Origin of the sequence: Metabacillus sp. FJAT-52054 (genome assembly GCF_037201815.1) — a bacterium.
GTDB lineage: Bacteria > Bacillota > Bacilli > Bacillales > Bacillaceae > Metabacillus_B > Metabacillus_B sediminis.
In genome coordinates, this window is record NZ_CP147407.1 from 2,434,509 (window position 1) to 2,447,532 (window position 13,024).

Annotated in this window: 9 protein-coding genes; 2 read left to right on the top strand and 7 right to left on the bottom strand. The window is 47.0% G+C overall.

The genetic code is table 11. From position 1 onward, the window contains the following. Window positions 1-40: 40 nt before the first annotated feature. Window positions 41-559: a GNAT family protein gene (locus tag WCV65_RS12805; protein ID WP_035404167.1), complete on the bottom strand. Its 519-nt coding sequence runs from the start codon at window positions 557-559 to the stop codon at window positions 41-43. A 186-nt stretch (window positions 560-745) separates the two neighbouring features. Here WCV65_RS12805 and WCV65_RS12810 point away from each other — a divergent pair, with 186 nt between their 5' ends. After that, a complete protein-coding gene (locus WCV65_RS12810; RefSeq protein ID WP_035404166.1) occupies window positions 746-1,183 on the top strand; it encodes a hypothetical protein in 438 nt (145 codons plus the stop codon). A 14-nt stretch (window positions 1,184-1,197) separates the two neighbouring features. Here the strand turns inward: WCV65_RS12810 and WCV65_RS12815 are convergent, their stop codons facing one another. From WCV65_RS12815 to WCV65_RS12835, 5 genes are all read right to left on the bottom strand, one after another. Next, window positions 1,198-4,365 (bottom strand): cytochrome P450, encoded by a 3,168-nt coding sequence (locus WCV65_RS12815; protein WP_338776959.1) that lies wholly within the window; start codon window positions 4,363-4,365, stop codon window positions 1,198-1,200. Window positions 4,366-4,652: 287 nt separating this feature from the next. Next, on the bottom strand, window positions 4,653-7,823 hold the full coding sequence (locus WCV65_RS12820; protein ID WP_338776961.1) for a cytochrome P450: 3,171 nt from the start codon (window positions 7,821-7,823) through the stop codon (window positions 4,653-4,655). A gap of 27 nt (window positions 7,824-7,850) precedes the next feature. After that, window positions 7,851-8,432, bottom strand: a complete 582-nt coding sequence (locus tag WCV65_RS12825; RefSeq protein ID WP_338776963.1) for a TetR/AcrR family transcriptional regulator — start codon at window positions 8,430-8,432, stop codon at window positions 7,851-7,853. 390 nt (window positions 8,433-8,822) lie between these two features. Continuing rightward, on the bottom strand, window positions 8,823-9,611 hold the full coding sequence (locus WCV65_RS12830; RefSeq protein ID WP_338776965.1) for an SDR family oxidoreductase: 789 nt from the start codon (window positions 9,609-9,611) through the stop codon (window positions 8,823-8,825). A gap of 11 nt (window positions 9,612-9,622) precedes the next feature. Further along, entirely contained in the window at window positions 9,623-10,582 is a 960-nt protein-coding gene (locus WCV65_RS12835) for an MBL fold metallo-hydrolase (RefSeq protein WP_338776967.1), read from the bottom strand. A 550-nt stretch (window positions 10,583-11,132) separates the two neighbouring features. On the opposite strand from WCV65_RS12835, the gene proC reads away from it, so the two are divergent. Further along, complete coding sequence (gene proC, locus WCV65_RS12840; RefSeq protein WP_338776969.1) at window positions 11,133-11,969, top strand: pyrroline-5-carboxylate reductase; 837 nt, start codon at window positions 11,133-11,135, stop codon at window positions 11,967-11,969. A gap of 44 nt (window positions 11,970-12,013) precedes the next feature. On the opposite strand, the gene WCV65_RS12845 is transcribed toward proC, so the two are convergent. Next, on the bottom strand, window positions 12,014-12,988 hold the full coding sequence (locus WCV65_RS12845; RefSeq protein WP_338776971.1) for an NADPH:quinone oxidoreductase family protein: 975 nt from the start codon (window positions 12,986-12,988) through the stop codon (window positions 12,014-12,016). Window positions 12,989-13,024: the final 36 nt, after the last annotated feature.

Sequence of the window (13,024 nt, forward strand, 5' to 3'; positions counted from 1 at the left end):
AACCCGTACCAATACAGGTACAGGTCCTTCTCCTACCATTTTATTCAGCCTGCAGCGCAACCCACTCTCTCCGCAGAATCCCCATCACAATGCGGTCAAATGCTTTTCCGTCTCTGAGGACGGTTTCCCTCAGCCGTCCTTCTTCTTTAAAGCCTGCTTTGCGGTAAGTACGAATGGCTGGTTCATTGTATGAAATCACATCAAGACCAACACGGTTCAGATTCAGCTCGTAAAACGCGTATTGGAGAAGCAGCTGAAGCGCTTCAGCACCGTAGCCTTTTCCACGGTGTTCTTCCTCGCCGATTCCGATAGCAAGGAGGGCGCATTGATTATTCCACTCGATGCTGTGAAGTGCGGCAAATCCGAGAAGCTGATCTTCTTCATTTGTTCTGATCCTGAATTCAAGTGCTTTTGAAGGCGATTCCGGAACCTTTGGAAAAGCGTAATCGGTATCGACCATTCTCAGGTAATGACTGTTTCTCCAAGTTTTCATTTCCTCAATATCTGAACTTCTAGGCGCTGCAAGGCTTATAGCTGTTCCAGTAAATAAATCGATCATTTGATGTATGTCCCCCCTCATTTTGGGGGCTCAGACGGTGCCGGCCCCGCTTTTTTTAAAATTGGTATTCAGCACGGCAATCATAGGCGTATCTCCTCTTGTTAAGATATGTGAATTATATGACAATTCAGCGTGTAAATCAACGGAAAATGGCATATAATGGATCAAGAATAGGAGGACGGGTGAATGAAGGCTACTGTCAGACAGGGTGCGGTTTATGCTGTGTTTTTATTTTTAGCGGGATGGTTATTGCTAAGCGGTGCACAATTCGGATTGACATTAGAAAAAGAAGCGGCAGAAACGTATGAGATGAGAACGTATCATGCCTTTCTGGCTCTCTTTCCCATAGGTGCAGGGATGCTGTTTGCCGTCCCGGAAGTGATGTTGGATTTTTGGAGAGAAGGACGCTGGAAGATTAATTGGCTTAAACTTTTAATAGTCGGACTCCCTCTCGCGTACTTGACTGGAGGAAGTCTGCAATTCCTGACAGGAGCAAATCTGCTGCCATTTTCTGATTTTTTCACAGGGGGATACGGGACCCTTCAAGGTCTTACGATTAGTACCATTTGTGCCACCGCTTTTGGATACACTCTGCTTTCAAGCGTAAGAAAGCAGCCCGGCTAAGAGCTGCTTTCACATTATTTTCCTGGCCATACATCCTTCGCAAATCGCCCCTGCTGATGAAGATCAGCAAGCCAAGCGGCCGCCTCTTCCTCTGAGGCATTTTTTACTGCCTGGTAACTCTCTTTCAAAGCCCCTTCAACGTTCGGCGCCATTTTACTGCCGTCCCCGCATATATAGAGGTGTCCATTTTTCTCCAAAAGAAGGGCAATCAGCTTGGACGCATGTTCTTTAATCAGTTGCTGCACGTAAATTTTCGCGCTGCCTTCCTCACGGGAAAAGGCGGTGTGCAAAAAGACAAGCCCGTCCTTTTCCGCTTCCTTTAGCTCCTGCTCATAAAGAAAATCGTGTTTGCTGTTTCTGCAGCCGAAATAAAGATGGGCAACACCAAGCTTGCAGCCTTGCTCCTGAAGAACACGGCGTCCCTGGAGAAAGCCTCTGAATGGTGCAACTCCGCTGCCCGCCCCGACCATGATGATCGGCGTCTCCGGATTCGCAGGGCGTTGGAAGCCGTTTAGCGGTTCTCTTACGAAACATGCAACCTCGTCTCCCGGCAGCAAACCGGCAAGATAGCCGGATGAGACCCCCTTGTATTCCCCAGCACCGCTCCATGCTTGCTCCTTCAATACGCTGACGGTCAGGCTGACTCTGCCGGGGAACTTATCCGGGGAGCTGGAGATGGAATAATAACGGGGCTTTAATGCAGGAAGCATGCCAATGTACCGCTCAAACGAGAGCTCGCACGCCATGTATTTTTCCAATAGCTCAAGAATTGAAATTCGTTTAGCCAGGATGTCCTCCTGGTATCTATTTAGCATGGCCTCAAGCTCAACCTTATGAGGAGGACAAACTGTAGCCTCCGTGAGGGCTTTAAGCTGATTTCTTGTCACAGGGTGCTGCAGCTCCACACATGCTGAAAGCAGCTTTCGAACTTCAATGGGCTGGCCCATAGGCAAGTGAGAAGCTCCTTCTCCTTTAAGGACAACCGTTTCCCGGCCGGATAGACGAAAACGGCGGAGCACGCGATTTACGGATTCAGGACTGTTGCATGGCAGGATTCCGATATGGCCCCCTTCCCTGTAGTTCACATCTTTCGGCAGCGAAATTTCAATGTAACGGGTACTTCTGGCGCTTAAAGACGACTGCAGCTCCTTATTTACCGCGATCTTCGCTGTAAACGCCTTGTACACTTCTGCCATGGGGGCCAGGGTGTCGCCGCTTACAAATTCCACGGTCAGTTTATCCGATTCCTCTAAGCTCTCAGCCTGAAGCTCTATGTGAAAATGGGAGGCAAGTGAAGGCCATAGCTCACGTTCCCATTCTTTGTATTCTCCATAAAGATCCGTGTCTGCATCTCCTTGACCAAGTCTTGCAATCCGAAGTGCCCCTTTTTCCTCAAGCTTCTGATCAATATAGACAGGAATTCGCTGATAGGTAGCGGACCAGCTTCGGTCTCCGCAGCCAAAGACTGCAAAGGCCACCCCACTCATTTCCGCTGCATTTGCCTCAGCCACCCAGCTGATAAACTTCCTTGCATGATCCGGCGGGCTCCCGTTATAGGAAGAGGAGATGATGATGACAGCCCCCTGATTCGGCAGCCTGCACACGAAATCATCGAGCGGGCCGATTTTGACTTGAAAACCGAGGCCGGCCGCCCTTTTCGCCAGCTGTTTAGCGAGCCCTTCCGAGGTACCCATATTTGAACCAAAGAGAATAAGAAGCGGGGACCCGTGTGAGTTCTCTAATTTGGATTGAATAGACGGAATTACTGATTCTTCGATAGACTTTTCCATATCAGGAGCGGGACCAATCCATTTCTTTCTCGTTTTAACCTTCATGGTAAACCCGTTCGGCTTCCAGCTAAGAGTCTCTTTGATATCAAGCTGATAATCTGTATGATCAATGAAGTCAAAATGCTTCAGCAGCAAGCCGAGGACCAGCGTGGCCTCATGAAGGGCAAACTGCTGTCCGATACAGGCCCGCTGGCCGTTTCCAAAAGGTTTGAACGCATGGGGGGGAATCGTGCTCATATCCTCAAATCTCTCTGGCATAAAGTCGGCTGCATCGTCGCCCCATACACTTTTATCACGGTGGAGCCGGGGAATCAGAACGGTTACTTCCTGTCCTTTTTCAAGCGCAAATCTCCCGCCGATTACTTCCGGTTCTTTGGCGTAAAGGGAAATAGCGGGAGCTGTAGGCCAGAGGCGAAGCGTTTCATTTAGAATCATTTGAACATATTTCAGTTTTTTAACCTCTTTATATGTTGGGACAGACGATGTTAAAACGCGGTCCGCTTCCTCCTGAGCTCTTTGCAGCACGTGTTTATTCTTAAGAAGCAGGTAAAAAGCAAAAGACAGAAGACCGCTTGTTGTTTCATGGCCGGCGATTAAAAATGTAAGGATCTGAAACCGGATGTTCTCATCGTCAAGCAGCTCCCCCGTCTCGGGATCCGTGTTTCGAAGCATGCGGGACAGCAGATCGTCTGCCCATTCCGCTTCCGGAAGCCGCTTCCTCTCTTCAATCACTTGATCGACCAGATTAAACATTACCTGGATGTGGGCCTGAAATGACGCTTCTTTCTCTGCAAACAGCGCGGCCTCTTTTTTTGAGCGCATGAGCTTGCTCATCGCATCACTAAGAGCTGCTCCCATGCTTTCTATGAAAGGATGGAATTGCTCGCGATAAAAGCTGTTGAACCGGTAGTTAAAACCGCAGAGACCGATTGTATCCAAAGTCAGCCTCGTCATATCTTCTGATACATCAATTGAATCTCCCTCATTCATACGCTCCCATTTTTGCAAAAGCTGGACCGCAATGTCGATCATCATTGAATGATAGCCTTTCATCGCCTTTTGACTGAAGCATGGAAGAAGAATATGATGAGCCTTTTTCCAATTTGGCTCATGCGTCCAGCTTGTAAAAAGACCATCTCCCGATAACGGCCGGAGGTTTTGCAAGGCATGGCTCACGCTTTTATCAAAACGGGATTCATCGAATACTTCTGAGGCAAGCTTATGATTCGAGATGAAAATTGTCGCATTTTTGGGCCTGTCGAATTGAAAAATAGGCCCTGCCCTTTCCGATACTTTCATAAGGGATTGAACCAGTTTTTCAGGGTTCAGCACCGGCCGGGCATGATTGGAACTTTTCAGCTCAAGCTTTGGAACACGGCTTCGCGGTGTCATCTGATGATACCTACTTTCGCTTATAATTCAAGCTTTACTCCATGAATCTCATGTTTTTCTCCCATTTAGAATCTATCACGTTAAAGATTTGCTATAACCATATGCGTTTATACTTTTCAAACCAAAAGAATGATATATAAATATGCAGAATCTCTCATTTTGTGTGGACAATCGCTCTAGCTCGCACAAAAAAAGACCGGATTATTCCGGTTCCGGCCCTTCCTGCCAATATTTTCATAGAGAAACAATTGAAAGCAGCCCTTGTATTCCGGCTGCTTTCTTCCCTGTTATTTGCCTGCCCATACATCCTTTGCAAAACGGCCTTGCTGCTGAAGGTCAGCGAGCCATTTTTCTGCGTCTTCTTCAGAAGCATTTTTTTCTGTCTTATAGCTCTCTTTCATAACCGTTTCCACATCCGGAGCCATTTTGCTGCCATCCCCGCATATATAGAGGTGTCCCTTAAGATCAAGAAGCGATATTAAATGGGAAGAATCCTCTTTCATCAGATGCTGAACATACGTTTTGGCCATGCCTTCCTCACGAGAGAAAGCGGTATGAAGGGTTACCAAGCCATCCTTCTCCGCGTCAAGGAGCTCCTGCTCATACAAATAATCGTGCTCTCTCGCTCTGCACCCGAAATAGAGATGGGCTTCTCCGAGCTTGTATCCCCGCTCCTTTAAAGCACGCCGTCCCTGTAAAAACCCTCTAAAAGGAGCAATTCCCGTACCAGGGCCTACCATAATGATTGGCGTTTCAGAATCCGCAGGACGTTCAAAACCGCTTTGAGGCTCTTTGACAAAACACGTTACCCGGTCTCCCGGGAGCAAGCGGGCAAGATAGCCAGAAGCGACTCCATTGTATTCACCCGTTCCGCTCCAAGCCGTATCCTTTAATACACTTACCGTCAGGCTCACTTTTTCAGGAGACATTTCAGGTGAGCTGGAAATGGAATAATAGCGCGGCTTCAGTGATGGAAGCAAATTCAAGAACTGTTCAAACGGAAGTTCACATGCCATGTATGTTTCCAAAAGCTCGAGCATCGTTACCCGTTTTGCTAGTATTTCTTCCGGATAATTGGCGAGCATTGCTTCAAGCTCCATGCGATGCGGCGGACAAACATTTACAGCAGCCAGTATTTTAAGCTGTGATCTCGTGACCGGCTCTTGAAGTTCCACATATTTGGAGAACAGCTCCCGAACTCCAATAGGATGACCCTTCGGCAAATGGGAGGTGCTTGCTCCTTCCCCATTCAAAAGAAGCTGTTCCTGTCCATTCAAGCGGAAGCGGCGCAAAACACGGCTGACGATCTCCGGGCTGTTTTTAGGAAAAATTCCAATGTGCCCGCCTTCTTTATAACCTATGCCCTCAGGCAGAAGTAATTCAATATGGCGGGTGCTGCGCCCGCTTACTTCAGATTGAAGCTCTTTTGCCGCACTTACTTCAGCTGTAAAAGCGTTATAGGATTCGGAAAGGGGGACAGCCGTTTCACCTGTAACAAATTCTACTGACAAACCTTCACCTGCCGCAGGTTCTTCCGCAGACAGCTGAACTCTAAAATAGGAAGCAGCGGATGGCCAAAACTCTTCCTGCCACGCTTCATAATCCCCATCAAAATCAGCGTCTGCATCTCCTTCTCCCTTCAGCGCAAAGCGGATGGCGCCTTTTTCTTCTAAAGTCCGGTCAATAAGATCGGGAATACGCTGATACGTACTTGCCCAGTTGCGGTCCCCGCAGCCGAATACCGTATATTGCACACCCTTCACTTCATCCGAATCTGCTCCCCTCAGCCATTCGGTAAACTTCTGGGCGTTGTCAGGAGGATTGCCGTTGTAGGACGCGGAAAAAATAACAACCGCGCCTTCCCGAGGCAGTCTTCCCGTATATTCATCAAGCGGAGCGGCTTTTGCATTGAAACCATACCTTACCCCTTTTTCTGCAAGCTCCATTGCCAAGCCTTCGGATGTACCCATATTTGAGCCATAAAGAACGAGCAATGGTGTCTGATGAGCATCCTCTGGAGGCTTAGAGACAGCCTCTGTCTTGCTTGCTTTCAAAGCCTCTTCTGCCTGTACGGAAAAGCCCATCCATTTTTTTCGGGATTTCACCTTCATCGTAAATTGATTTGGTTTTAAGGTTAGCGTCTCTTTCACATCCAGCTCATAGCCGGTATGATCGGTAAAATCAAAATGCTTCAGGAGCAGCCCCATGACGAGAGTGGCTTCATGAAGAGCAAACTGCTGGCCGATACAGGCGCGCTGCCCGTTTCCGAACGGTTTGAAAGCATGCGGAGGAATCGTGCTCATATCCTCGAACCGCTCAGGCTTGAACTCTTCGGCATCTTCCCCCCAAACGGAACGATCGCGGTGAAGCTGCGGAAGGAGAACGGTTACTTCCTCTCCTCTTCCAATGGAATACTCTCCTCCAATGACTTGATCCTCTTTCGCATAGAGGGAAAAAGCAGGAGCGGTTGGCCAAAGTCTAAGCGTTTCATTTAGAATCATCTGAACATATTTCAGCTTCTTGACCTCTTTGTAGCTTGGAACAGAATCCGTCAATACACGGTCGGCTTCTTCCTGCGCCTTCTTTAATACGTCTGGATTTTTCAGCAAATAGTAAAAAGCAAAGGATAGCATACCGCTCGTGGTTTCATGGCCTGCAATGAGGAACGTGATAATCTGGAATCGAATATTTTCATCACTTAGCCCTTCCCCTGTTTCCGGATCCTTGCTTCTCAGCATGTGGGAGAGGAGATCGTCTGCCCATTCCTGCTCGGGCTGTTCTTTCCGTTCCTCAATGAGCTGATCAACCAGACTGAACATGGATTGAATGTTCTGCTGAAAAACTTCTTCTTTTTTTCTCAAAAAAGCTTCATCCGTTTCCGTACGCTGAAGCTTGCTCATCGCTTCTCCAAGTGCTCCTGTCATACTCTCAATGAAGGGATGGAAGTTTTCGCGGTAATAGCTGTTGAACCGGTAGTTAAATCCGCAAAGTCCGATTGTATCAAGCGTCAGTCTTGTCATATCTTCAGAAACATCTACAGCGTCCCCTGCATTCAGCCGCTCCCATTTTTGCACGAGCTGAATGGCTATGTCGGCCATCATATTATGGTAGCCTTTCATCGCTTTTTGGCTGAAGCTTGGGAGCAGGATATTGTGGGCCTTCTTCCAATTCGGCTCATGCGTCCAGCTTGTAAACAATCCATCTCCTGAAAAAGCACGGACATTTTGAAGTGCCTGACTTACACTTTTATCAAACCTTGTTTCGTCTGAAACCTCCGCAGCAAGATCGCGTCCTGACAAATACACCGTTGATTGCGTTGGTTTTTCGAACCGGAAAATGGGCCCCATTTTTTTAGCAATTTCCATAAGTGACTGAACAGGTTTGGCCGGATTTAGAAGCGGAAGATGTCCATAGTCTCCCTGAAGCTCCGGCATTTGAATTTTGCTCGTCGTGGTCATCGTGCATTCCTTCTTTCAGAGTGATTTTCAATCATGAATTCTGACAGCATCCCAGCAGCTTGCTTCAATCCCTTTCATTAGCTCGGGAGTTTCTTCAAGATGTCCAGCCCGTATAAGGCGGTGAAGTTCCATAAACGATCCAAAAAAAATGGCAATTAAGCCGTTTGCCGGCAAATTGCGGATAATTTGTTTCGTCTTGCCTTTTTCAAAAAATTCATGAAGACCTGATAGGGCCTGAACAAATTGATTGGTGCTTTTTTCACTCAAAAAGTGAGCATGTGCATGATTTCTGATAAAACACAAAGCATGCTCATTCTCATTTGTGAAAGATACCATTCCATAAAAAAAGTGCTGAAATTGCTCACGGGAATTTTCCGAATCTGCCGGGTATCCACTTCGAAGAGTTTGTTCAAAACGGCCGAGACATTGCTGAAACAGTACATTTCCGAGCGTCTCTTTATTCTCAAAATATCGGTAAATCGTCCCCGCTCCTACTCCAGCTTTTTCAGCGATTGCTGGAACAGCAGTGGCATCGAATCCTCTTTCAGCAAACAAAATGAGTCCTGCCTGCAATATTTGATTTTCTTTTCCTGCTGCAGCTGTAGCCATCCCAATCCCCTCCAAAACAGCGGAATGAACGTTCATTCCGTTTCTTTTAAAAGTGTAATCCTTGAAACGTGCCGCCGTGAATAGAGCAGAAGAATGAAAATTTTCTGAGCTATAAAACCCAGAATGTTCGTACAATCTGACTTTTCATACAAATAAAGGGAAGGAAAAGCGGAGGGCGCTTGCTCAGCTGTGAGAGACGGTGGAACCGGGGCTGACAAAGTCGCTCTTTGACTTTGACAACCGGTGAAGCGGCCGAAGGGCTAGCGCCCGGAGCTGGACAACATAGAAAAGCGGAGGCGGCTACAAAGAATCAGGTAAAAATTTACACTTTCTAATTTCATGAAAAAAGACCGGATAATGATTCCGGTCTTTTAGAAGCAGCCTAGCCTGTTATTTTTTATTAAACGCATTCCCTGCAAGTTTTTCCACTAATCCCGGCGCGATCTGGTACATAGTGCTTCCTGCATTCATCCATCTTGGCAGGTTGATTTCCCGTTTATACTTAACCATCGAGCCAATCACTTTATCTGCCACATAATCCGGCGATAGCATCCATCGCTCCACGTTTTTTGTGTAATCGCCGCTTTCATCTGCCGTTTCAAAGAAATTCGTTTTAATCGGTCCCGGGTTAACGGTTGTTACCTTGATTCCGGTCCCGCTGCATTCCATCCGCAGACTGTTTGAGAACCCCAGAACAGCATGCTTTGTTGCCGCATACAGGCTGGATTTAGGCGTAGCTATTTTCCCTGCTTGGGAAGCAATATTGATGATGTGACCGCTGCCTTGTTTTTTCATGGCTGGGAGGACAGCTTTTGTGCAGGCAATCAAGCCAAAGACATTGACTTCAAACATCCCTTCCATTTCCTGAAGAGTGGACTCTTCCACCGTCTTGAAGACCCCAAATCCGGCATTGTTAATGAGTACATCAATGCGGCCCGTCTCAGCCAGGAGCTGCTCGAAGACAGGTGAGATGCCTGTCGTATCCGAAACATCCATTTTCGCATACTTGGCTTCCGTTCCATACGTCTGTTTCAGCTCCATAGCGAGTGCATGCAGACGGTCTTCTCTTCTCGCAAACAGTACAGGCACTGCACCGGCCGCAGCTGTTTTTCTGGCCATCGCTTCTCCAATTCCTCCGGAGGCTCCGGTAATGTAAACGACTTTATTTTTAAGATTCATGCTCCACCATCCTAAGCAAAATACATTCGGCTTTCTTTTGCACCGTTTGACGTAATTTTACCTAGATTCTCTAAATAATCCAACTGGGCAACTGTTTCAGACATGGTCAGCATCAGCTCTTTATGAAAAACGGTCGGAAAGAGCTCCGTGCATACCTGGAAAGCTGTCATTGGTTTCTGCGCGAGCATTTTTCTTACTTCCTCTGCGCGGTCACCCTGGCGCTTTTTCCGGTAATGGATGAGTTCGTGAGCATTCTCAATGATCTCCCCATGGCCGGAGAATACTCTTGAAAGAGGAAGTTGAAGCAGCTTGTCGAACGTTTCGTTAAATTGAAGCTGCGGTTTAGGCCGCTCCGTTCCCTCCATTGGCGGCTCAAGCAAAGGATTAGCAGAGATTTTTTTTAAGAGGACATCCCCCCCGAACAGGAGGCCATCCGCTTCTCTGTAAAGGGCGATATGTGATTGCGCATGGCCAGGTGTTTCAATTACACGGAAGCCCGGCATTCCAGGGACTTCATCTCCGCTGGTAATGGTTCCATCAAGAGAAACGGTGCAGGAAAAGGCTAGGGACCGCTCTAAATTCTTAATGTATTTCAAGAAAACAGGATCCACTCCAAACTCAAGCAGCAGGCCCTGGAAGAAGGTTTTTTGACTTTCAAGAAATTCCTGATCCCTTGATAGCCAAGGCTCATTATACGGATGCCCGATAAATCTTGCCCCTTTTAATTCATCCAGGAGTCCTACATGGTCAGGGTGATGATGAGTGACAATGACCTGCTCGATATCTTCAAGCCGGTATCCGGCCTTTTCAAGCTGGATTTTTAAGGAGTCCAGGGCTTCTTCTGTTTTCGGACCTGCGTCAATTAACGTCAGAGCATCTCCCTTGTATACATACACATTGATGTCCCCTACCGGAAATGGCGTTGGGATCGGCATCGTGATTATGGATTCCTGATTCAGTGATGAGTTCATCTTAATCGCTCCTACTTATTATTTTTCTATAATGAGCTCTTGATCGTTGCGGCGTTTAGCCTCTCCCCCTGATGGTCTGCTCAAACCCATTGACTGAGAATCACACAGACGTGTAAACTCTGTGTTTTAACCCGGGCTATTCCTGGTACTTATGTATATGACTAGTTTACTCCGCTAACTCTTTTTTGTCATTATATTCAAATAATTCAGCGAAATATTTTTCCAAAGCCTATTGACTTTGGCTTGTCCACCCTTGCATAATGGAGTACAAATATAAACGAGATATCGGAATCGGCGACGACCAGGATCAGTACATTCATCAATGGCGAAAGAGAGCACAGTTCACCGGCTGAAAGACTGTGCAGCCCGCTTGAGAATCGAACCTACCCTGCCAGCTGCTAGGAAAACCTAAGCGCGGCCCGCGATAAAGGCAATGAGCTGGGTGCAGAACGTTTGCGCCAACTAAGGTGGTACCGCGGAACCTTTCCGTCCTTTTACTAGAGGATGGAAAGGTTTTTTGTTTTTCAACTAAAAAGGAGGATGGAATGGAATGAAAATAGGAGTAATTGGCGCAGGTTCAATGGCTGAAGCGATCATTTCCGGATTAATAAATGGGAATGTGGTCCGTCCTGGGAATATACATGTCTGCAATCGCAGCGACAGAAGCAAGCTTTTATATATGCAGGACCATTACGGAGTAAATGTCACTGAAAATAAAGAGGAACTGTTAGAGCGCTCAGAAATTATCATTTTGGCAATGAAACCGAAGGATGCTGAAGAAGCCGTTCTTTCCATCAGGCCTTACGTTAAAAAGCAGCTGTTCCTTTCCGTTCTGGCTGGAGTTACCATTCATACGATTCAGAGGCTGCTCGGTAAAAAAGCACCAGTTATACGCGCGATGCCAAATACCTCTGCCGCCATTCAAATGTCTGCCACTGCGATTGCTCCGAGTGAAGAAGTCACCATGCACCAGCTGAAAATGGCCAAACACCTCTTTGAAACGATTGGAATGGTTGCTGTCGTGGAGGAACACAGACTCGATGCTGTAACGGCTCTTTCCGGAAGCGGCCCTGCCTATATCTATTACTTTATTGAAGCAATGGAAAATGCGGCTATGGAAATCGGACTTGACCAGGAGATTGCCAAAAGCTTAATTCTTCAGACACTTGCAGGCGCATCCGAAATGCTGATGCAATCCGATAAGCAGGCTTCCCAATTGCGAAAAGAAGTAACGAGCCCTGGGGGAACGACAGAGGCCGGAATTGAGAAACTAAAGGACTACCAGTTTAATGATGCCATCATTGCATGCGTGAAAAGAGCTGCCGAGCGCTCCGTTGAATTGCAGGCACAGGTTTCAAATGAGAAAAAAAAAATCAGAGAAGCTTAGAAGGCAGTCCGCATTGTGCGGACTGCCTTTTAAACCGTTGCATTTCATCTTACATCCAGCAAAACTTTTCCCGTACTCATCCTGCTTTCAATTAGATCATGGGCCGCTGCCGCCTGTTCAAGAGGAAATCGGTTCCCTATTTCAATAGTTAAAACTCCTTCTTCAAAAAGGCTGAACACCTTTGACGCAGTATTTTGCAATAAATGAGGTCTTTTCTTCCGGGTTGTGCCAAAGCTAAAGCCTAATACAGAGCGGCAGCTTGCATGAAGGTCGGACGTTTTAAAATGGCCTGCTTTCCCTCCTGCATTTCCAAAGTGAACAAGCCGGCCATAAGGAGCCAGACATGATAGACTTTTCTCTGAAACTTCACCTGAAATCGAATCCAAAATAACATCAGCGCCCAATCCGCCTGTATATTCTGTAACAACCGGAGCAAAGTCCTCACTTTCCATACAAATCACATGATCAGCACCAGCCTGATAAGCAGCTTTGATTTTCTCTGCCCTGCTCACCGTTCCAATTACTTGGGAAGCGCCTAGACGTTTAGCCAATTTAATAGCTGTCGTTCCGATCCCGCCTGCTGCAGCATGGATTAGCACCGTTTCACCCGGCTGAAGTCTGCCAACATCTGCAAGCAGCTGATAGGAAGTAAAAGAAACGACAGGAAATCCAGCAGCTGTACTCCAGTCCATGCTCTCAGGAATAGCAAAGGTAAGCTGCTCATCCGCAACTGCGAACTCCGCATACGAACCGCTGGAAGGAAAAGCAATAACCCGCTGCCCAGGATGAAATTTTGTTACCCCTTCACCAGTCCAGACGACTGTACCCGCTAAATCAAGACCGGGAATATAAGGAGTTTTGGCTCCTTTTTTACCGTATCTTCCTTTAATATCAGCAAAATTCACACTTGTTTTTTCTACCTGAATAAGTACCTCATGGGATGCAGGTTCCGGTGTTTCCCACTCTATGTATTTCATATGATCCGTACTGCCGAACTCCTCAACAATTATTGCTTTCATCTATGACACCCCTTTGTCTGACGGTCTGCTTTTATT